This is a genomic window from Lysinibacillus sp. EB271-A1-10B, assembly GCF_058791335.1.
In genome coordinates this window covers 30063-50405 of record NZ_JBYTDL010000029.1, presented here as the reverse complement: position 1 = coordinate 50405, position 20343 = coordinate 30063, and the positions used below count along the sequence as shown (strand labels likewise).

Below are 20343 nucleotides of genomic sequence, written 5' to 3'. Positions count from 1 at the left end.
GAAACATTGAAAGTAGCTCATGAATTAAAGGAAATCTATTGTGAATGGTTTGATTGGGCAAAGACAAAGAATGATGTCGTAGAAGTGAAAAAGCGATTACTAGCTTTTTACCGTAAGGTAGAAGAGGCAAAATTACCAGCTTTCTTAAAAGCAATTCAAACATTGAAAAACTGGCAAGTAGAAATTTTAAATAGCTTTAGTTTTGGTTATTCCAATGGCTTCTTAGAAGGCATTAATAATAAAACAAAAGTGATGAAACGGAATGCATATGGCTTTCGACGCTTCGATCACTTTCGAGCAAAAATCTTATTAAATTTAAAGTATAAAGAAATTGGAGTTCATCTGGGTTAAGGTGCTGAAAGAGTACAACACCCCAACATTTTACTTAGAACCCTTTTTTGTTGGTGTAACAATTAAATACTTATTGCTGTCGCTTACGCTTTCGCGCAGGAAAAAGATGTGTTGCTGTCGGGGGCTGTAGTAAGAGAGAATGACTCTATTTATCTGAAAAAAAGATAAGTATATTCGAGAAATTGCATGTAATAAAACCTTACATAGATATTGTGTTTTTTATTCTTATGATGTATTTTAAAAGCAGTTGTAAAAGAAATGTGTAAATTAAAATAACATTGGAGTGGTGGAGAATGAAACATTATACAAAAGAAGATATTAAACGTCGTGTTAAGGAAGAAAATGTGAATTTTATTCGCCTACAATTTACTGATATATTAGGAACGATCAAAAACGTTGAAGTACCGGCTAGTCAATTAGAAAAAGCGTTGGACAATAAAATTATGTTTGATGGCTCATCGATTGAAGGATTTGTACGTATTGAAGAATCAGATATGTACTTGTGTCCTGACTGTGATACATTCGTCATTTTTCCGTGGACTGCCGAGAAAGGCAAAGTGGCCCGTGTCATTTGTGATATTGTTAGACCGGATGGTACACCGTTTGAAGGTGACCCACGTTCCAATCTGAAGAAGGTTTTAAAGGAGATGGAGGAGTTAGGCTTTAGCTCATTTAATTTAGGACCAGAGCCAGAGTTTTTCTTATTTAAGCTAGATGAAAAAGGGCATCCAACGCTTGAGTTAAATGATAGTGGCGGTTATTTCGATTTAGCCCCAACTGACTTAGGGGAGAACTGTCGACGTGATATCGTATTAGAGCTAGAAGAAATGGGCTTTGAAATTGAGGCATCTCATCATGAGGTTGCACCTGGTCAACATGAAATCGACTTTAAATATGCCAATGCTATCGAAGCATGTGATAATATTCAAACGTTTAAGCTTGTTGTAAAAACGATAGCTGCACAGCATGGACTGCACGCAACCTTTATGCCAAAGCCACTATTTGGTGTTAACGGATCGGGAATGCACTTCAACTTATCCTTATTTGAAGGGGATAAAAATGCGTTTTATGATGAAAAAGCAGAACTGCAATTAAGCGAAACAGCACGTAGCTTTATGGCAGGAATACTAAAACATGTACATGGTTTTACTGCTGTCACAAACCCACTTGTTAATTCCTATAAACGATTAGTGCCTGGCTATGAGGCTCCTTGCTATGTGGCATGGTCTGCACAAAATCGTTCACCACTTATTCGAATTCCAGCTGCAAGAGGATTATCAACACGTATCGAGCTTCGTTCTGTCGATCCAGCAGCAAATCCTTATTTAGCAATGGCTGTTATTTTAGCAGCTGGGCTCGATGGAATTCGTAAAAATCTCACACCGCCAGATGCTGTAGATCGAAATATTTATAAAATGTCACGAGCTGAACGTGAATTGAATGGTATCGATAGTCTCCCAGCTTCATTGGAATACGCACTCCTTGAGCTAGAAATGGATCATATCGTACGCGAAGCACTTGGAGACCATATCTTTGAAAAATTCTCGGCTGCTAAAGAAATAGAATGGAATAAATACCGCACACGTGTCCATAACTGGGAGCGGGAAGAATATTTAAGAATGTATTAGACGGGGAGTGTTGGGGCTTTGGGGCTCCGACACTTTTTTTGATCCAAAATGCGAGGAATTGAGTGTTAAAGAAGAAGGCTATCCCTAATCTTCATTGATAGGGATAGCTATTTTTAGTTAGGTAGTTCACTTTGGATAATTAATTTGCGTTTTTCATCTGATAAATCCTGGTTAATAATATATATATTATTTTCTGCAGAAAACCCATATATGTAAGGAGTTTCGAATTTCTCAATTTCTACAAGTGAATTATTTTTCACATGAAATAATTTTCTACAATATTCATCATTATTATAAGAAAAGAACACTTGATTATTAAAATCTGTGTAAAGAGTATTTACAATTAACACTTCCGAAACAACTTCTTGAGTATGATTTGTCGAAGCGTCATAAAAAATCAGCTTACCTTCACCAGTTGAAGATTTAGTAGGGGCGTCAAACGTTAGGTAAACCCATTGTTGATCACTAAGTAGTCTTGCCGAACCAATAAATTCATATGAACTTTTAAATTCTTTTATTTCTTTACTTTTAATATCATACAAATAGAGGTATCCAAAATAACCCTTTTCATCAGTGAATAATATTTTTCCGTCTTTCGCAGACAAATTCATATTCCTGTTTGTATAGCTATTTAAATCATATATACTTATTGTTTCGTCTGTTTTGAGATTCTTAAGCATAACTTGCGCTTTTTCATCTTTTCTGTCCTTTTGAATCCATGCTGCATAGTCTCCAATTAGTATTGGAAAATCATTAGTAACATTTTCTTCATTTTCTTTTGTCAATGGTTGAATTTCTCGCGTCTTTAAATCCATAAAATATGGATTCAAATATCCTCCGTGTTCATCGGTATCAACCCACAATAACCAAGTATCATTTAATTCAACCCCTTGAACTGAGGGCATTTTGAATTTACTGTTAAAAATGGTTGTGTATTTCTGGGTCTTTCGATTGTATTGAACAATTTTATTATCAAAAGAAGGACTCTCTTGGTCTATACTCATATAAATATAGTCAGCATTACCCTTATATGAGTTAATATTAGTAAAAGGTACGTCTACTGTTTTATTAAAATCTTTATCGATTATTTGGTAATAATTTGAACTTTGGGGTTTGATCAAAGCTCTATTTGACTGTACACCATTATATACGGCTTTAGAAACAATAAATAGAAATATAGCTGCACATGATAGTATTATTGTTCTCTCTATTATTTTCAATTGAATCTCTCCATTTAAATTGATTAAGAGCAGATCTCTCTTTCTATGAAAGGGTTGAATTTTTGGTAGCTAGTTATGTAACATCTACTAAAGCTTAATAACTTGTCCTGTTTTAAAAGATTATTATTTTTCTTTTAAAACGGTTTTGAGAATGTTAAATCCTTTTGTTCCAGTACAATGGCAAGAATAAATACAGTCAATCTTTATCCCATTTAATGTATTACCAATTGAAATTATTTCTTCTCTGGTCTTTCCTAAAGTGTTAACTATGGGGAGATCAATTTAATGAAATCCCCCAATAATTGCGTTGATATTCTGATTTGAAAATTTTCGGTTATAGTTTTAGTTATGTTTACAATTCCATGATGACTACAACCGCTAAATAGTACTAACCCATTTTCGTTTTCAATCACTAACACGATTTCGTGATTAAAATCATCTAATTCCTTCTTATCCCCTTTATATAGATTTTTTGTATATTCATTCGAGGGCTCTAAATGAATTTTTTATCTAACTTAGAATTTTCGAGGATAGCAGCAATTTTCAAAAAAAACCTACTTTCTAATGAAGATTAATCATGAATGCTAGACATAGTATATTGGTGTAACTCTTTAATTTAACTTTGATAAATGGAGAATATTTCAATACGCTGTTCTTTATTTTACCATATAAAAGGTATTTTACCTTTATTTATCGATGAAGGGGTGTAGCCTTATTGTTTATGCCCTACTCTTACTACGAAAATATTTTTTTGTGACAAATACTTCCTTTTAATCTATGATTAAAAGAAAAGGGGGAAAATGTATGACACAAGCAACTCAAGTAGTATCGATTCAAAATAATGATATTGTGCAATTTGAACATGATATTAATAACGCTTTATTAGATTTAAACGATTATTTAATAGTTGATATTAAATATAATACGTTATATATAGGGGAGCATAATGTTATACATTCAGCTTTAATTATTTATAAATAATTGATTCAAAGAGGGGGATATAACATGTCAAAAATATATTGGGTATCCATTGCTAAAAGAACAGATGAATTTGAAGTGAAACAGAGTGTCGTTGAAAAAATATTTGCGAAGAAATCGGAGCTTAAAGATTTTCTAGAAAAAGAAGGCTATTGTAAGGCAGCGAGAAATCAATATCTTAAAATCGAGGACGAATTGATATATGAAGCGGCTGTTGAAAAGGTAAAGATGAAATAATATTTTAAATGTTTACCCGCGGGTGACAGGGAACTACCCGCGGAAAAAAGGTAAATATCCAAGATTGAGAAAATGCCAAGTAGCCTAAAATTTATTGTCTATAAGTATCTTCCTACTATTATCAATCCTATATCATGACAATTTCATTTTTTGAAATAATGATAAAAGAAATTGCCTATCTTCAGGGAAGGATAATGTTAAATTGAGTATTTCTTCTTTTGATTTCCACGCAATTTCATAAATTAATTCATCAGGATCATGAATCATCATTTGTCCACCAGTAATAGTCGTCTCAAAATAACGAACTTCCACTGCATCATTATTTTTATGTAACACTTCTCCGACGATGTCTACTACATATCCTGTTTCTTCATACACTTCACGAATACAACACCTCTCAAAATTTTCATTAGCTTCTTTTCCTCCCGATGGTACTGCCCATGTCTTTTCTTCTTCTTTCGTACCTTGCAAAACCATTAATAATTGATTGTCTTCGTTTAAACAAATTCCTGCAGCCCCTTGCCATTTAAGCAATATCAAAACCTCCGATCTATTTATGCTGTTTAATAATAATTTTAACGTATTATGGTTATTTATTGGGTGTTGAAGCTGACATTTATTTAAAGTGTATGTCATGTGAAAAAGTTGATTGTAGTGGAGGCTCATCGAACGCCCCCAGGAAAGCGCTCAGCGGGAACGGGAATCAACCCCACGCTATGGTGGGAGATAAGCCAATAAAAATAAAGCTTTCATTTTAACCAGTCCAAAGTTAGCATAAAAAGACAGGAATAACTAATTTTGATGTTTTATGCTATAAGCAAGGAGTGAGGGCACATGAGTTGGATTGAGTCGATTCAAAAAGCAATTAATTATATCGAGGAGCATTTATTAGATGACATCACAATGGAACAAATCGCACGAGAGGTAAATTCTTCGATTTTTCATTTTCAACGGACTTTCTCGATTTTAACGGATATGTCTATTGCAGATTATATTAGACGGAGAAGGTTAACATTAGCTGCACAGGAGTTAATAAATACAGAACAGAAAGTAATCGATCTCGCCTACAAATATGGCTACGACTCTCCTGAAGCTTTCACAAAGGCATTTCGTAAGCAGCATCAGGTAACGCCTAGTGAAGCAAGAAAGAAGCAAGGACAACTACAATCATACAATCGCCTGGTTATCCAGGTGAGCCTGAAGGGAGCAGAACCAATGAAGTATAAAATCGTAGAAAAAGAAAAGTTTCAAGTGGTCGGAGTAAAAAGAACGTATAATTGTCAAAATGGTGAGAATACGAGAGAAATCCCTAAATTTTGGGATGAGATTAACAGCAAGGGGTTGGATCATCAATTATTTTCATTAAATAATGGAGAAATTAAAGGGGTGCTTGGCGTCTGTGCACCAAATGCCAGCGAACAAAAAAATGGGATTATTGATTATTGGATTGCAACGGATCATATTGGGGATGTTCCAGAAGAACTGAAAGCCATGGAAGTTCCAGCTTCAAAATGGGTTGTGTTTGAAGTACATGGCCCTATGCCGGATGCTATGCAAAATACTTGGAAACAAATTTACTCTGAGTGGTTCCCGTCCAACCCGTACAAGCCTGCCGGGACAGCTGAGCTGGAAGTGTACTCGGATGAAGATCCATTTAGTCCTGACCTTTATTCTGAAATTTGGATTCCGATTAAGTAACAGAAATGAAAGTAGCCAAGAATGTTCATAGATAACATTCTTGGCTTTTATTTTTTACATTAATTTATTTTCTGAAAGAGTAAACATTAATGTCATAAAAAGATTCTTTTGATTCTTCATATTCTTGAAATGTTCCTTCAAACGTAAAATTCAATTTCTCTACTACTTTTATAGAATTACTATTACCAGGCTCTATTTTTGCTACAATTTTAGTGATGCTTAAAGTAGAGAAAGCGTAATCCATCAAAGCGGAAATACATTCGGGCGCATAGCCCTTTCCCCAATGTGCCTTAGCAAAATCATAGCCTATTTCTGCAGTAGCTCCTTCTACGTCAAATGAATTGAATCCACAAGAGCCGATAATCTCATTGGATTCCTTCTCAATAATTGTTAAGCGAATAGCTTTGTGCTCATCAGCCAATTGATCAAAAAGTTCAATCATCTCCTTCGCTTGCTCTTCGTGAGCAAAATTGGTGATATTCATAAATTTAGTAACTTCTGGGTCTGACCAAATGTTAAATAAACTATGTGCATCAGCCATCTGCATTTTTCGTAAATATAATCTTTTTGTGTTCATGTGTTCTATCAATACTTTTACCTCCAAGTTTTTCGTTAAGTTTGGATGAAAAATATTGCTATCTGCGCATAATTCAGTCCCTTCAAATTTCGTGTATCTATTATACAATAATTGTAGTAATTGTTAAAATATTATACTGTATGAAGAGTTACAAAAGAATAGGGGGAATGATAATGATTAAAGTTACAGCAGAGAATTATTCGATTATCAAAGAAACAATAGAAAGGGCGCCAACATTTGTCTACAGTATTCTAGATCAAGTAATAGAAGGTGCAGTCTATGCCGACAATGAAAGCCTTCATTCACTACTGTTTCAAACCAAATCCGGAATATACTACGTTTATGGTGATTCATCCAGCGAGCAAGTTATAAATAAACTCGCGGCTTTACTACAAGAATCGATTGAGGAAAGTAAACGTTTCACATTATTCAGTTATTCAGATGAATGGAGCGCAAAAATTGAGCAACGATTAAATGATTATGTGAATAAATTAGAAAGGTACAATTTTAGCTTCGATATAAATGCTTATAACAATAGAGAGAAACGAGAGTCGCTTGACTATGAATGCATTAAAATCAAGCAACCTCAAATTGACCATAGTTTAGAATTTGAGAATCAATATTATGAGGACTACTGGGATTCTACCGATAATTTTCTAGAAAAAGGCTTTGGTTTTTGCCTTCAGCATGAAAATAAGATCATTAGCGAAGCAGTTTCTATTTTTAGATCTCATCAATTTGCAGAGATTGATATAATAACTGATGCCAATTATAGAGGAAAAGGGTTAGCAAGCTTTATTGCAGAAAAATTTATTAATGATTGCCTTTTAAATGATTTACAGCCTTGTTGGGATTGTGATATTGATAACAATGGATCGTATCATTTAGGCGTTAAGTTAGGCTTTACTAATCCAATGAAATATCCAGTTTTTTACAAAAAAACAATAGATAAGCTCACGATGTAAAAATAACATCGTGAGCTTTCTGTATGGCTTAAAAGAACCGATTGCGGATATCGAAGATATTGTAAAACAATCTAGCATCTTTAGCCATTTTATTATTAGCATTCATTTGAGGTCGTAAGCAATTTTGGAACATTTCATCGCAATATCTTGATCTACCATATCGATCATAACATTCGTCGTGTAATTTGCAGCATGAATCTACAGCATTGGTAGGTCTACCTGGTCCTGAACACCCTGGTCCGCAGTATTTATAGCCAGGGTAGCAAAAACCAAATTTGCGTTGTCTGTACATCGTCTATTCTCCTTTTTAAAAGAAATAATTGTTACTATAAAATATGAAATTTTCGCTTTTAGAAAGGGATTAAAAACTAATGTAAGTGAAAAAAGGCATTAACTTATGAGAAAAATCTATAAATGTAAGGTTCCTGTAAGCTTTTAAAAAAACTATTGTAAGGATGGAAAGCTATGATAGTCATACACAGTAAAGTTTGAAAGATAAGGAGTTTTAAAAATGAATCCATCCGTACCTCAAAAAGAAAGAATCGTATCCTTAGACATTATTCGTGGGCTAGCGTTATTTGGCATTTTGTTCATAAATGTAGCGGCCTACCAGGTAATAATGGAGGGAGGACCGATGCCTGACTATAGTGGAGTTAATGGTATTATCGATACGCTCATAGATATTTTTATTGAGAAGAAATTCTTTTCAATTTTTTCATTCCTCTTTGGTGTAGGTTTTTATATTTTTACTTCACGTGCAGAAGCGCGTGGGGATAAACCAAAATGGCGTTTTGCAAGACGTTTATTAGCTTTATTATTAATTGGCATTGTTCATATATTTGTTTTCTGGGGATCAATCTTAGCTATGTATGCAGTAATAGGTTTTTTACTGATACCTTTTTATCATGCAAAGATTTTAACAATTAGTAAATGGTTATTTGCGATTATTACTGTTCATATCCTGTGCATTCTTGGGCAAATATTGATACCAAATCAAGAAGCCTTTTCAATTGTTTTTGGATTATTAGGAAATGATGCAATTACTATTTTCATCATGTTTTTAACTGGTTTTTTAGTAGCGAAAGCTGATTGGATTAGTCATGTAAGTGAATACTCAAAACAAATAAAGTGGCTACAATTTGTGACGTTCCCACTTTTTGTTGGCATTTCAATATGGATTTGGTTTGCATCTCAAAGTGAAGATCAAAGTTTACAATTAATTATTGGATTAGGTGTAATTCCTACAACATATTTTTATTTAGCTTGTCTATTTCTTTTGTTAGAGAATAAGAAAATTGCAAAGCTGCTTAAGCCAATAGGACGAGTTGGACAAATGGCATTTACAAACTATTTAGCTCAAAGCTTTATTGGCCTAGCTATTATGTCTGCAATGGGGCTTGAAGTTGTTTCGCCTTCTGATGTAGTAATCATTGCAAGCATCACTTTTGTCATTCAAATTATCTTTAGTGTCATCTGGTTCAAATTCTTTAAAATGGGACCATTTGAAAAGCTATGGCGCTTTATGACATACGGAAGAAAAGCAGTACCGAATAAATAATTTGTATAAAACTCCCTGATGGTGAATGAATTCAATCCATCAGGGAGTTTTTAGTGCAATAATAATATGTATGAATTTGTAAAAAATGAAACCTAGAGAAGTAAACATCCGTAAAGAAGGTATCGAGATAAAGGAGAAATATAATATGGCAAAACAAATGAAAAAATATATAGCAGTCACAACTGCGTCATTTATGGCTATGCAATTAGCCGCGTGTGGGAATACAGAAAGTCAAACTGTCGAGGAATCCTCTGCTCCTTCAACGGATACAAATAATGTAACGGAAGAAAACAATTCGGCAGCTACAGCTAGTGATGATTTACAAAGTGTTTATGACAGCGACATGGCAAATGCATGTGATGAATGGAAAGAAAGTGATGATGGCTCCTTCGAATGTTTAGATGAAAATTCGCCTCATTATGCACATCATTTCTTTAATGGACTTATGTATGCAACTACCGGTGCATTGATTGGAAGTGCCATTTATAAAAGCCGCAATCTAAAAAATGGTACAGATCGAGAGGATAAAAGTGGTGGTTCAGGTTCAGCAATGCCACGTTCGACTAATAGTAATACTAGCGAAAGTAAAAATACAAATGGAATCACGACGAACGGCTCTCAAAATTCGTCTGGCGCAACATCTAACAGTTCAAATAACTCAACAACAAATAGCTCTCATTCAAATACAAGCGGTTCCAACTCTTATTCGAGTGGCAAACGTTCATTCTCAAATAGTTCAGATTCATCTTCGAATAGTTCTTATTCAAATCACTCATCAGCCAGTACTGGGAAATCAGGTTTCGGCTCAGGTGGTGCCTCTCGAGGTGGCTCTTCATCTTCTTAAAAGGAGAAATCAATATGGACAATTATTTTCAACAACGCCAAGCATTTTATTCTCAATTTCCTGATTTTTTTCCTGACTTTGAGAACCTAGAGTACGCCTTATATGATGTAATGGATTTACCTAAAGAGAAAATCGATGAAATTAACTATGCATCTACTATACTCTGGAAAGTATTTTTGAAGGTGGGTAAACAATTTAAGCATTTATCGGATGAACAACTTTTAGCACTGGGCATTCGTTCTGAAATGCTGCCCTATATCCAATTGGATTATTTACAGCAACAATCGGTACTGGCACGCTTTGATTTTATTTGTACAGAGGACGGACAAATAAAATGTCTTGAATTAAATGGTGAAACACCATTTCTTGTCCAAGAAACCTTTGAGATAAATGAAACGCTTTGTCATCATTTCGGATTTGATAGCCCAAATGATGTTTCGGCATTACAGAAAACCTTGTCTAGTGCACTCTTTGCAGCTATGAATTATGTAAATGATTTGAAAAAACCTAAAATCATTATCACAGGGAAAACGGCAGCGGAAGATTATGAGGAATACTGCCAGATACAGTTTTTAAAGAAATGTATACCTTTTGATGTAGAATATGTACCTATAGAAGAGCTAATCATTTTCTCTAGTAATACGGCTAATATAGCTCGAGGACTCTATACGCCTAAAATGGAGAAAATTGATATTTTGTATCGCCCTGCACATCCAGTAGAGTTTTTAATAGATGATGTGTCTTCCGACGGTGAGCGTATTGGTCTACATTTATTAGAACTTGTAAAAGATGGACAGCTTGCTATTATCAATGCACCCGCTGCATATGTACTGCAATCGAAAATTTTATTATGGCTGATTTGGGAAAGAAAAAATGATCCTCTTCTTTTTAATGCAGAAGAGCGAGCGGCCATTCAGAAATATATGTTACCAACATATGTTTCGGAAGAGCCCTTTGTTCAGGAAAATATGCCGTTTATAAAGAAACCTGTCTATTCACGGGAAGGGAATACTGTAGAAATTTATGCAGGAGATGGTACGAAAACGAATGCCTCTGCGCATACCCATTATGATGATAATTTGTTTATTTATCAGCAATATGTAGAAATGCCTTCAATAACGATAAAGCTTAAAGAAGGATTACAAACAAAGAAATGGTTAATCGGCTCATTTATCGCTGATAATCGTGCATGTGGCTTATCTTGTAGAGTAGGCAATCAAATTACAGAATGGGATTCTCACTGGTTAGCCGTTGGATATAGGGAAGAAAGCTAAATCAAAATCGGCGAAGCTCTATAGAAAGTTTCGCCGATAATTATATCTTTATTCATTCCAGCCTTTGCAAACATCAACCCATTCTTGATATGGAGTATAGGTCTCTAATTCAGAAATAGTAAGTTCAATGGCGGAGTTACTGCTACCACATGCAGGGAATACTGTTGTGAAGCGTTTGAGTGATTCATCTAAATAAATAGCAACCCCCTCATTCACGCCAAAAGGACACACACCACCTACATCATGTCCGATCTTTTCGAGTACTTCATCTTTCCCAAGCATTTTTGCCTTTGAACCAAAGACAGCTTTATATTTTGCATTGTCGACTTTGGCATCACCTGCAGCAACAATTAATATCGCTCCATCGTTTACGAGAAACGATAAGGATTTTGCAATGCGTTCTGGCTCACACCCGAGTGCCTGTGCTGCCAGTTCAACAGTAGCCGAGCTTTCGTTTAGCTCCTGTATTTTATGTTCCGCATTCCATTGCGCTAAATGCTTACGTACTTTTTCAATTGCCATATGTAATACCTCCTTACAATAATACATTTCATTTTAACATAATTTTCTGAACACATCGCTATTTATCTTTCTGATTAACCTTGGCTATGTCTCAGTAGAAAAAAGCTGAATAATTTGCTATACTAATAGCATAATCAAATATGAAAGTTTTCTAGGGTTCCGTAGCAAATGCTAGTCTGGTCCGAGAGAAAACCACAAAATTGATTTTGTGACACGGAAGGATAAAAGCCTGGGAGATACTGTTTACAGCAGTGTTTCTTAGGCTTTTTTTTATTTGGCTACTGTGGGAAAGGAGTTTTGTTCAGGGGTAGACAGCGTGAAGTGATTGGGTATCCTGAAGAAGTGATCAGTTAGGTCAGAAAATCGCTCAACATCCGTGTTTTTAACAATAAAATGGAGGAATTCGCAATGAACAAACAATGGTTAAGTGTCGTAATTGCTGCTTTTTTTGAAGTTGGCTGGGTTATAGGTTTAAAGCATGCAGGAAGTGTAGTTGAATGGGTTGGTACTGCTATTGCAATTTTTATTAGCTTTTATTTATTAATTAAGGCTGGAGAAAGCTTGCCGGTCGGGACTGTTTATGCAGTATTCGTAGGCTTGGGGACAGCGGGTACTGTGTGTGCGGATAGCTTATTGTTCGGAGAGCCATGGAAATTAGCCAAAATGTTATGTATTGTCGTTTTACTTGCAGGGGTCGTCGGTTTAAAGCTTTTGACCGGGGAGCCTACAGAAAAAGAGGTGAATGAATAATGGCGTGGATTGCATTAGTAGCTGCGGGGCTATGTGAGATGATGGGTGTTTATATGATTAGTAAATATAATGATACTAAGAGTACTAAAAATTTGGTGTTATTGATTTTTGCATTTACCTTGAGCTTTGCTGGCCTTGCATATGCCATGAAAACATTACCGATGGGCACAGCATATGCTATTTGGACAGGAATCGGAGCAGCGGGTGGAGCTTTACTCGGAATGCTGTTTTTCAATGAATCAAAGGACTGGAGACGTGTTGTTTGCATTGTCCTTGTTTTAGGGGCAGCGATTTCTTTGAAATTATTGTCTTAGTTAATGGATTAAATAGTCACCCTGCATCGGTTTAATCGTTGTGGGGTGACTTTTTTTATCCTCACTTAACGACAAAAATTCGCTAATACTTTAAAAAGAAATAATAAACATTTGAATATTATGCGTTATTTGTTAAAATAAGGATAATGAGATAGATATTAATTATTCGATTCTGTTCATAACGGAGAAAGATTTTTATAGAGTAGCCTTAATGTTCTTCAAATAAGATAAGAAAAATTAATAAAAAAGACAGACAACTTTTGGTGAGTTGTCTGTCCATTTTTAAAAATTATTTTTTTACATCCTTCGTCCATTCAGCAACTTTATCTGGATTAGCTTCAACCCAATCTTTAGCAGCTTGTTTTGGGTCTTTGCCATCCATAACTTCAAGCATAACGCTCTCTAAGTCTTCTGAAGTCCAATGGAAGTTATCTAGCACAGAATATACATCTGGTTTATCTTCTTTTAACCCTTTACGTACGAATGTGTTAATTGTTTCTTGTCCACCAAAAATTCCTTTTGGATCTTCTAAATATTTAAGGTCATATTTAGCGAATTTCCAGTGAGGAGACCAGCCAGTCACGATGATGTCTTCTTTATTTTTAATTGCTTTAGCAAGAGAAGTTGTCATAGCACCAGATGAAGATGTTATTAGATTCCAATCTGCTAAGTTATCGTATTCATCTAAAGCATTTTCTGTAGCAGCTGTAATTCCAGCACCAGGCTCGATACCCGTAATTGTGTGATCTGCTTGATTTTTTAAATCTTCAATCGAATTAACGTTCATATAGCTTGGCACTACTAGACCTATTTTTGCACCAGCAAGGTTTTCGCCTAGCTCATCAAGATCATTCTTATATTTTTTGTACTGTTCTCCATGAGTATTTGGTAACCAAGCAGCAACCATACCATCTGCATCACCTTTTGAAACAGCCTCCCACATAATTGCATTATCGAGTGGTGTTAAAGTTACATTGTAACCTAAATCCTCTAGCACCTGCCCAACTACATTAGTGGAAGCAATTTCTGTATCCCATTCAACGTAGGCTAGATTGACGTCTTTTGAGTTACCATCGCTCTTACTTGAATCATCCCCACTACATGCAGCTAGCAAAAAGCCAAGCCCTAAAGCCATTCCTAATTTAGTTAAAGTTTTCAGTTTCATTGAATCTTCCTTTCGTATATTAATAACGTAAATCTTAGCTATGAAAATGAAAAACTAAGACTTTACTAATAAATTCCTTGTTTTTCTATACGGCTTTCTTCTTATTAAAACTTTGCGTTAAGCGGTCTATAATAATGGCGAAAATAACAAGACCTAGACCTGCAACGAAGCCATTTCCGACCTGTGTACGTTGTAGTGCAGTTAATACTTCACGTCCTAGACCAGGTGCACCAATCATTGAAGCAGTTACAACCATTGAAAGTGATAGCATAACAGTTTGGTTAATCCCTGCCATTATAGTTGATTTGGCAAGAGGTATTTCAACTTTAAATAGTTTTTGTCTTGAGGTACTACCATATGAATCCGCAGCTTCTACCAATTCTTTTGGTACTTGGCGAATTCCTAGGTTCGTCATTCGTACAGTAGGTGGTAAGGCAAAAATAACGGATGCAAATACGCCAGGTACTATTCCAATACCAAAGAAGGCAACGGCAGGAATCAAGTACACGAAACCAGGCATTGTTTGCATGAAATCGAGTATCGGCTTAATCACATTTTCAGCTACTGTTGACTTGGACATTAGAATGCCAAGCGGAATACCTAAAATGATGGAGATGATACTTGAAAAGAGCACGAGCGTAGTTGTTTCCATAAGATGTGTCCATAAGCCTTGATTATAGATAAATAACAAACCAATTAATGAAAACGTTGCGAGCCCGAATTTTTTGCCGGTAACGAAAAAGGCAAAAATGACAACAAGTAAAATAAGAATAATCGGGGGAATGCTAACTAATAGATCAGTGACCTGATTCATGAGTAGTTTTCCATTTTTTTGAATCAAGTTAAAAAACAGTGAAAAATTACTCGTCAACCAGTCCATAACTGATTCTACCCACGTTCCTACGGGTATAGCTGGGATATTGTCTAAAAAATTATTCATCTGCTACTACCTCCTCATCGCTAGTTGAAAGTGCTTCGATGACAACGCCCCGGATGAGAACACCAAGTAAGCGCTCATTTTTTACAACTGCAATAGGAGTAGGAGAATTATGAATCATGCCTAAAATATCTTGTAAAAGCATATCTGGTGGAACAGTCAAGATTTCAGATTGAACAATTGAATGTACCGTTTGTTCTTGTCTTTTAGCTGCAGCCCGAGCGTCGTCAGCAGTAATAAAGCCTTTCAAATGTCGATTTTTGTCAACGGCCATTAGTAAGCTAACCGTTTCTTCGCGCATTCGTTTAAGTGCCACGGTCGGTCCATCTACATCTATATTGACATATACAGGTCGAACCATTGCATTTTCAGCTGTTAATACTTTAGAACGATCGACGTCTTCTACGAAGGTTTTAACATAATCATTTGCGGGATTTGTTAAAATTTCTTCTCCAGTACCAATTTGAATGATTGAGCCATCTTTCATAATAGCGATACGATCACCAATACGTAATGCTTCATTCAAATCGTGTGTGATAAATAAAATTGTCTTTTTCACTGTACTTTGTAAATCGAGTAACTCATCTTGCATTTCTTTACGAATTAATGGATCGAGTGCAGAAAAGGCCTCATCCATTAGTAATATTTCAGGGTCGTTTGCTAGTGCACGTGCTAATCCAACACGCTGTTGCATACCACCTGATAATTGATTTGGATATTGGTCCTTATAAGCAAGTAAGCCTGCATTTTCGAGAGCCTGCTCTGCTTTGGCTTGTCGTTCTTCTTTAGAGATGCCTCTAATTTCAAGGCCATATTCAGTATTTTGAAGAAGTGTACGATGGGGGAATAAACCGAAGTTTTGAAAGACCATACTCATTTTATTTCTTCTTACATTTCGTAAACTCTCTTTACCCATTTTAGAAATATTTTCTCCGTCGATAAGAATATTTCCGCTTGTAGGCTCGATAAGCCGATTTAAAAGTCGGATAAGTGTTGACTTCCCACTCCCTGATAGTCCCATAATAACGAAGATTTCACCTTCATTTACTGTAAAACTTGCATCGTATACACCAACAGTTGCCCCTGTTTCTTTTAAGATATCAGTCTTGCTTTTTTGTTGCTTGACGAGTTCTAATGCTTGGGGAATATGTTTCCCGAAAACTTTAGAAACATGCTCCACTTTTATTTTTTCCAATAGAACCATTCCTTTCGTAGATCAATATCGCCTTGGCGTAAATGGCTTGCTTCACTTACGCACAGATAATATGCCACTGTACGTGACATATTAGGCTTAGTTCTTCTAGTACAGTAGGCGTTTGGACACCTACTGAATGAAGATAAATACTATTTGAGGATAATGATACCCAAATATGAACAAGTAACAACTTAACCCTAACAAAGAGTTGTTACTTTTGTCAAATCGACAAAATAGAAAAAATCCGCTTAAACGCTGTTATACCAGCGCTTAAGCGGATTTTAATTTGGATATAAAAAGCTCTGAACTCGAGCGAAACTTTCATCATTACCTATAAAGTAAACGATATCTCCTTCTTCCAATGACACATATGGACCAGGTGATAGTAATAATTCATTTTTACGACGAATTCCGACAATCGTGCTAGATGTATTTTGCCAAAAATTCAATTCCTGAACTGTTTGGTTGATACAAGGGCTTTCAGCTGTCATCTCTAATTGATATGGGATAAATGGATTGACGGATCGGAAATGTTCAGTTCGACTAATAAGTTGTTTAGTCTTATCCTGTAGATTTATTAATTCTTGGTGTTGCTTCTGAATGCTAGTCATAAGCTCATGCTGTAGTTCATGGACAGATTGAACATCCTGGAATTGTCGGACAAAAGATGCAGCCTTTTCATAGGAGATGATAATAACTCCACTACCTTTAGTTGCCTCCACAATTTCCAAGTCTTGCAAAACGGCAATTGCTCTTCTGGCAGTTTCCGAAGAGACATTGTATTGGCTAGCTAGAGACGATCTTGCGTAAATTTTATCGCCAATTCTATATTTTCTTTCCACGATTTTTGAGGCTAGGTCGACAGCTATTTGTTGGTATTTTGGCTGCTTCACCTGAACATTTTTTTCAAATTGCATTCTTAACTTCCTTTCGTCATTACAGTTGCCACAGCTTATTATAGACTAGCCTGCACAGAAAAAATAGCACCTCCATAAGCTATTAGTATATGATTACAACGTAATGTAGCAGTTTTTGTTTCTAATTAATTATTTTTAATAGAATAGGAGCTGTAGTTTGACAGTTTTTAGTTATTATTATAAACTAAGTTACGTAATGTAAGTGTTGTGAAAATACAAGTGCTCAGTTAGTATATGAAGCTAACTGTTTAACAATAGAAGGTTGGAGAAAATATGACAATTACTACTAAAGTTTTGGACATAGTGAAAGATAAAATGACGATCGTGAAACAATCTGAATCTGAAAGTATTTGCCTAGTTGGTCCAGTGAAATTACCGGTAAAACAGGGTGAATTTTCTGCGACATTTCAGTGGTATAACTGGTTAAAAGTAGGGACGAATCAATCAAAAGAAGAAATCATTGATGGATTAGCATCTGCAAATTTAGCTTTTTTACAGCAGTCATCAGTGCTTATTTATGGAGATTTTGCACATGCAGAGAATGCTTTAATTCGTATGCATAGCATTTGTCATACAGGTGATATTTTTGGAAGCCAGCGTTGTGATTGTGGCTATCAATTACAGGAATCGATGAAAATGATTGTGGAGCATGGCTGTGGTGCTATTTTCTATTTAGCAGATCATGAAGGTCGTGGTATCGGGCTATTCTCGAAATCGCTCGCTTATTTATTACAAGAAGAGGGGTTAGATACTGTTGAAGCAAACCATGCTCTTGGCTTCCCGGACGATACCCGCTCTTATGAAGATGCCATTACTGTGTTAGCTGCACTGCGCTCAAAGCCAGTTACACTGATTACCAATAATCCGAAGAAGCTTGCCGCGTTACAGGCGCATGGTTTAGCAGCAGAAGGACATGTCCCATTATGGGGAGGATTAACGGAAACAAATCGTTTTTATTTAGATACGAAAGTAGAGAAATCTGGACATTTGCGCGAAGAGAAGTGAATGGAGGAACGATGATGACAACAGATGAAAAATATATGCAGCTAGCACTTGATTTAGCTGCTAGTGCAAAAGGAAATACGAATCCCAATCCATTAGTAGGCGCTGTAATCGTCAAGGATGGTGTAATTGTTGGAACAGGTTTACACAGAAAAGCAGGTGAGCCACATGCAGAGGTGCATGCATTCCGTATGGCTGGAGAACATGCTAAAGGTGCTACACTTTATGTAACTCTTGAGCCATGCTCGCATTATGGAAAAACACCTCCTTGTGCAAATTTAGTGAAGGAATCTGCAGTTAGTCGTGTTGTTGTGGCGATGCAAGATCCTAATCCGGCTGTTGCTGGACGTGGTATTCAACTGTTACGAGATGCGGGCATTGAGGTAGAGGTAGGTGTTTTAGAAGCACAAGCTCGCCGTATAAATGAACGTTTTATTCATAATATGCTAACAAAACGACCATTTATTATTTCGAAATATGCGATGACTTTAGACGGAAAAATAGCTGCTCATACGGGACATTCCAAGTGGGTAACTGGTGAGGCAGCGCGTGAGGATGTTCATCGTATTCGTCATGAAGTGGATGGTATTTTAGTTGGGGTTGGGACTGTTTTAGCTGACAATCCATCCTTAACGACAAGATTAAAAGAAGATTATGGGAAAAATCCAGTACGCATTATTATGGATAGCTCACTTCGTACACCGGTGCATGCTAATGTCCTAAATGTAGAAGAAGCGAAAACAATTATTGTATGTAGTGAAAATGCCAATCCAGAAAAAATAACAGCATTTGAGGAAAAAGGCGTAACTGTATTGCCAGTTCGACATGAATCTGAGGGGCTTGTTGTTGATGATATGCTTGAAAAACTATATCAATATGGCATTACGGATATTTTAGTAGAGGGTGGAAGTACGATAAACGCTTCATTTTTACAGCAAGGTGCTATTAACAAATATGTAATCTACATAGCGCCAAAGATTCTCGGTGGTCGTTTATCTTTAACACCGATTGCTGGTCACAACCCAACTTCTATGGATGAAGCGTGGGATGTAGAATTTGCTTCGTTTGAGCAGGTTGGGCAAGATTTACGTATCATTGCTTATCCCAAGATAGGTGAGGAAAAGTGAATTATCAAGCAGATGTTTGTATTGTAGGGGCTGGGCCAGGTGGAGCACTTCTTTCGCACTTACTAGCGAAAAAAGGTCTTTCTGTAATCCTACTGGAAAAAAACGCAGCACTGGGGCAGGCATTTCGCGGTGAGCATTTAAATGAAGAGGGTGAGGCAGTTTTAAAAAGTCATCAACTTTTTGAAGCGGTCGAGGCACTCGGTTTATTACGTATGAGAAAGCTTGAATATTACACAGAAGGTAGAGTATTTAAAACTATTTTTCCTGATGAAGCTGTAGGACATTTAGGTATTCATGTGCCGCAAGCAAATCTATTAAAGGGAATTTTACAAGAAACACAGCATTTTCCGCACTTTTCGTGTTTCCTAAATACGAAGGTGACGAAGCTCATAGTTGATTCTTTTGGCAGATATATAGGCGTCATTGCAACAAAAAATGGGGAAACAATAGAAATAAATAGCCGGTTAATTATCGGTGCTGACGGTCGTTACTCTACGATTCGTAAGCAAGCGCACATTGAAAGTCAAAAGCATAAGCATGGTTTTGATTTATTATGGGCAAAAATTCCTGCACCTCACGGGTGGGAGCCGTCGATTAAAATGGCTTTAATAGGTGATAAGCAGCTATCATTGTTTACGCAGGTAGGTGGGTTTATTCAAATCGGCTGGAATATTGAACAAGGAAGTTTTCCTCAGCTTAGAAAAAATGCATTTACACCATTTATCCAACAGCTTTCAGAGCAATTTCCGGAACTATCCGATACTGTTAAGGAACATATCCGATCTTGGCAAGATTTTGTATTGCTCGACGTATTCAGTAGTCATTGTGATTGCTGGGGGACAAAGGGGCTTGTGCTATTAGGGGATGCTGTTCACACGATGACACCAACTGGGGCATTTGGTCTCAATAGTGCACTCAAGGATGCAGATTGTCTTGCATCACTATTAAATAAAGATATGCTTGTTCATTTTAACGTACAAGAGTTTCAACAAATGCGCAAGCAAGCTATTGAGGAAGTATTAGCGACACAAATTGAAAAAGAGCAAACATTTGCGACTAACTTCATCAACAAGGCTTCGTGAAG

23 protein-coding genes and 1 riboswitch are annotated in these 20343 nt (G+C 36.2%); of the genes, 14 read left to right on the top strand and 9 right to left on the bottom strand.

The window, feature by feature from the left end:
* A partial coding sequence (locus AC3WSK_RS23665; RefSeq protein WP_492535141.1) for an ISL3 family transposase occupies positions 1-351 on the top strand: 351 nt, incomplete at its 5' end.
* Between the two features lie 293 nt (positions 352-644).
* Entirely contained in the window at positions 645-1979 is a 1335-nt protein-coding gene (gene glnA / locus AC3WSK_RS23660) for a type I glutamate--ammonia ligase (RefSeq protein ID WP_492414757.1), read from the top strand.
* Positions 1980-2092: 113 nt separating this feature from the next.
* On the opposite strand, the gene AC3WSK_RS23655 is transcribed toward glnA, so the two are convergent.
* Positions 2093-3199, bottom strand: a complete 1107-nt coding sequence (locus AC3WSK_RS23655; protein ID WP_427482754.1) for a hypothetical protein — start codon at positions 3197-3199, stop codon at positions 2093-2095.
* A gap of 804 nt (positions 3200-4003) precedes the next feature.
* Between AC3WSK_RS23655 and AC3WSK_RS23650 the strand changes: the two genes are divergently transcribed.
* Positions 4004-4180 (top strand): sporulation protein Cse60, encoded by a 177-nt coding sequence (locus AC3WSK_RS23650; RefSeq protein WP_139376949.1) that lies wholly within the window; start codon positions 4004-4006, stop codon positions 4178-4180.
* 24 nt (positions 4181-4204) lie between these two features.
* Positions 4205-4414 (top strand): hypothetical protein, encoded by a 210-nt coding sequence (locus tag AC3WSK_RS23645; protein ID WP_079560775.1) that lies wholly within the window; start codon positions 4205-4207, stop codon positions 4412-4414.
* Between the two features lie 132 nt (positions 4415-4546).
* Here the strand turns inward: AC3WSK_RS23645 and AC3WSK_RS23640 are convergent, their stop codons facing one another.
* Positions 4547-4948 (bottom strand): NUDIX hydrolase, encoded by a 402-nt coding sequence (locus tag AC3WSK_RS23640; protein ID WP_170938918.1) that lies wholly within the window; start codon positions 4946-4948, stop codon positions 4547-4549.
* 300 nt (positions 4949-5248) lie between these two features.
* On the opposite strand from AC3WSK_RS23640, the gene AC3WSK_RS23635 reads away from it, so the two are divergent.
* On the top strand, positions 5249-6112 hold the full coding sequence (locus AC3WSK_RS23635) for an AraC family transcriptional regulator (protein ID WP_492414758.1): 864 nt from the start codon (positions 5249-5251) through the stop codon (positions 6110-6112).
* Between the two features lie 64 nt (positions 6113-6176).
* On the opposite strand, the gene AC3WSK_RS23630 is transcribed toward AC3WSK_RS23635, so the two are convergent.
* On the bottom strand, positions 6177-6701 hold the full coding sequence (locus tag AC3WSK_RS23630) for a GNAT family N-acetyltransferase (RefSeq protein ID WP_427483017.1): 525 nt from the start codon (positions 6699-6701) through the stop codon (positions 6177-6179).
* A gap of 161 nt (positions 6702-6862) precedes the next feature.
* Between AC3WSK_RS23630 and AC3WSK_RS23625 the strand changes: the two genes are divergently transcribed.
* On the top strand, positions 6863-7654 hold the full coding sequence (locus tag AC3WSK_RS23625; protein WP_492414759.1) for a GNAT family N-acetyltransferase: 792 nt from the start codon (positions 6863-6865) through the stop codon (positions 7652-7654).
* A gap of 28 nt (positions 7655-7682) precedes the next feature.
* Here the strand turns inward: AC3WSK_RS23625 and AC3WSK_RS23620 are convergent, their stop codons facing one another.
* Positions 7683-7946, bottom strand: coding sequence for a Parvovirus coat protein VP1-like protein (locus tag AC3WSK_RS23620; RefSeq protein WP_427483014.1), 264 nt, complete (start codon positions 7944-7946; stop codon positions 7683-7685).
* Between the two features lie 219 nt (positions 7947-8165).
* Here AC3WSK_RS23620 and AC3WSK_RS23615 point away from each other — a divergent pair, with 219 nt between their 5' ends.
* From AC3WSK_RS23615 to AC3WSK_RS23605, 3 genes are all read left to right on the top strand, one after another.
* A complete protein-coding gene (locus tag AC3WSK_RS23615; protein ID WP_427483012.1) occupies positions 8166-9212 on the top strand; it encodes a DUF418 domain-containing protein in 1047 nt (348 codons plus the stop codon).
* Positions 9213-9357: 145 nt separating this feature from the next.
* Complete coding sequence (locus AC3WSK_RS23610; RefSeq protein WP_427483010.1) at positions 9358-10056, top strand: hypothetical protein; 699 nt, start codon at positions 9358-9360, stop codon at positions 10054-10056.
* Positions 10057-10070: 14 nt separating this feature from the next.
* Entirely contained in the window at positions 10071-11330 is a 1260-nt protein-coding gene (locus AC3WSK_RS23605; RefSeq protein ID WP_492414760.1) for a glutathionylspermidine synthase family protein, read from the top strand.
* 48 nt (positions 11331-11378) lie between these two features.
* On the opposite strand, the gene AC3WSK_RS23600 is transcribed toward AC3WSK_RS23605, so the two are convergent.
* The gene (locus AC3WSK_RS23600; protein ID WP_079560794.1) at positions 11379-11852 is read right to left on the bottom strand and encodes a YbaK/EbsC family protein; all 474 of its coding nucleotides are present in this window, start codon (positions 11850-11852) and stop codon (positions 11379-11381) included.
* 140 nt (positions 11853-11992) lie between these two features.
* Positions 11993-12090: riboswitch (guanidine-I (ykkC/yxkD leader) on the top strand.
* 170 nt (positions 12091-12260) lie between these two features.
* On the opposite strand from AC3WSK_RS23600, the gene AC3WSK_RS23595 reads away from it, so the two are divergent.
* Both AC3WSK_RS23595 and AC3WSK_RS23590 read left to right on the top strand, forming a co-directional pair.
* A complete protein-coding gene (locus AC3WSK_RS23595; protein WP_079560796.1) occupies positions 12261-12602 on the top strand; it encodes a DMT family transporter in 342 nt (113 codons plus the stop codon).
* Positions 12602-12916: a DMT family transporter gene (locus tag AC3WSK_RS23590; protein WP_079560799.1), complete on the top strand. Its 315-nt coding sequence runs from the start codon at positions 12602-12604 to the stop codon at positions 12914-12916. The genes AC3WSK_RS23595 and AC3WSK_RS23590 overlap by 1 nt, the downstream gene beginning before the upstream one ends.
* 289 nt (positions 12917-13205) lie before the next feature.
* On the opposite strand, the gene AC3WSK_RS23585 is transcribed toward AC3WSK_RS23590, so the two are convergent.
* From AC3WSK_RS23585 to AC3WSK_RS23570, 4 genes are all read right to left on the bottom strand, one after another.
* Positions 13206-14081, bottom strand: coding sequence for a glycine betaine ABC transporter substrate-binding protein (locus tag AC3WSK_RS23585; RefSeq protein ID WP_079560802.1), 876 nt, complete (start codon positions 14079-14081; stop codon positions 13206-13208).
* A gap of 85 nt (positions 14082-14166) precedes the next feature.
* Positions 14167-15021, bottom strand: coding sequence for an ABC transporter permease (locus tag AC3WSK_RS23580; protein WP_079560803.1), 855 nt, complete (start codon positions 15019-15021; stop codon positions 14167-14169).
* Entirely contained in the window at positions 15014-16213 is a 1200-nt protein-coding gene (locus AC3WSK_RS23575) for a quaternary amine ABC transporter ATP-binding protein (RefSeq protein ID WP_079560804.1), read from the bottom strand. Before AC3WSK_RS23575 ends, AC3WSK_RS23580 begins: the two co-directional genes overlap by 8 nt.
* Positions 16214-16494: 281 nt before the next feature.
* Positions 16495-17130 carry a GntR family transcriptional regulator gene (locus tag AC3WSK_RS23570; RefSeq protein ID WP_079560805.1) on the bottom strand — a complete coding sequence of 212 codons (636 nt, stop codon included), beginning with the start codon at positions 17128-17130 and terminating at the stop codon, positions 16495-16497.
* A gap of 273 nt (positions 17131-17403) precedes the next feature.
* Between AC3WSK_RS23570 and AC3WSK_RS23565 the strand changes: the two genes are divergently transcribed.
* The 3 genes from AC3WSK_RS23565 to AC3WSK_RS23555 are packed head-to-tail and all read left to right on the top strand — an operon-like array spanning position 17404 to position 20341.
* Entirely contained in the window at positions 17404-18135 is a 732-nt protein-coding gene (locus AC3WSK_RS23565) for a GTP cyclohydrolase II (RefSeq protein ID WP_079560806.1), read from the top strand.
* 11 nt (positions 18136-18146) lie between these two features.
* A complete protein-coding gene (ribD, locus tag AC3WSK_RS23560; protein WP_079560807.1) occupies positions 18147-19259 on the top strand; it encodes a bifunctional diaminohydroxyphosphoribosylaminopyrimidine deaminase/5-amino-6-(5-phosphoribosylamino)uracil reductase RibD in 1113 nt (370 codons plus the stop codon).
* Positions 19256-20341 (top strand): FAD-dependent monooxygenase, encoded by a 1086-nt coding sequence (locus tag AC3WSK_RS23555; RefSeq protein WP_079560808.1) that lies wholly within the window; start codon positions 19256-19258, stop codon positions 20339-20341. The genes ribD and AC3WSK_RS23555 overlap by 4 nt, the downstream gene beginning before the upstream one ends.
* Positions 20342-20343 lie beyond the last annotated feature (2 nt).

Coding starts and splice junctions, on each gene's coding strand:
- glnA (WP_492414757.1), top strand. CDS start 645: ATGAAACATTATACAAAAGAAGATATTAAACGTCGTGTTAAGGAAGAA.
- AC3WSK_RS23650 (WP_139376949.1), top strand. CDS start 4,004: ATGACACAAGCAACTCAAGTAGTATCGATTCAAAATAATGATATTGTG.
- AC3WSK_RS23645 (WP_079560775.1), top strand. CDS start 4,205: ATGTCAAAAATATATTGGGTATCCATTGCTAAAAGAACAGATGAATTT.
- AC3WSK_RS23635 (WP_492414758.1), top strand. CDS start 5,249: ATGAGTTGGATTGAGTCGATTCAAAAAGCAATTAATTATATCGAGGAG.
- AC3WSK_RS23625 (WP_492414759.1), top strand. CDS start 6,863: ATGATTAAAGTTACAGCAGAGAATTATTCGATTATCAAAGAAACAATA.
- AC3WSK_RS23620 (WP_427483014.1), bottom strand. CDS start 7,946: ATGTACAGACAACGCAAATTTGGTTTTTGCTACCCTGGCTATAAATAC.
- AC3WSK_RS23615 (WP_427483012.1), top strand. CDS start 8,166: ATGAATCCATCCGTACCTCAAAAAGAAAGAATCGTATCCTTAGACATT.
- AC3WSK_RS23610 (WP_427483010.1), top strand. CDS start 9,358: ATGGCAAAACAAATGAAAAAATATATAGCAGTCACAACTGCGTCATTT.
- AC3WSK_RS23605 (WP_492414760.1), top strand. CDS start 10,071: ATGGACAATTATTTTCAACAACGCCAAGCATTTTATTCTCAATTTCCT.
- AC3WSK_RS23600 (WP_079560794.1), bottom strand. CDS start 11,852: ATGGCAATTGAAAAAGTACGTAAGCATTTAGCGCAATGGAATGCGGAA.
- AC3WSK_RS23595 (WP_079560796.1), top strand. CDS start 12,261: ATGAACAAACAATGGTTAAGTGTCGTAATTGCTGCTTTTTTTGAAGTT.
- AC3WSK_RS23590 (WP_079560799.1), top strand. CDS start 12,602: ATGGCGTGGATTGCATTAGTAGCTGCGGGGCTATGTGAGATGATGGGT.
- AC3WSK_RS23585 (WP_079560802.1), bottom strand. CDS start 14,081: ATGAAACTGAAAACTTTAACTAAATTAGGAATGGCTTTAGGGCTTGGC.
- AC3WSK_RS23580 (WP_079560803.1), bottom strand. CDS start 15,021: ATGAATAATTTTTTAGACAATATCCCAGCTATACCCGTAGGAACGTGG.
- AC3WSK_RS23570 (WP_079560805.1), bottom strand. CDS start 17,130: ATGCAATTTGAAAAAAATGTTCAGGTGAAGCAGCCAAAATACCAACAA.
- AC3WSK_RS23565 (WP_079560806.1), top strand. CDS start 17,404: ATGACAATTACTACTAAAGTTTTGGACATAGTGAAAGATAAAATGACG.
- ribD (WP_079560807.1), top strand. CDS start 18,147: ATGATGACAACAGATGAAAAATATATGCAGCTAGCACTTGATTTAGCT.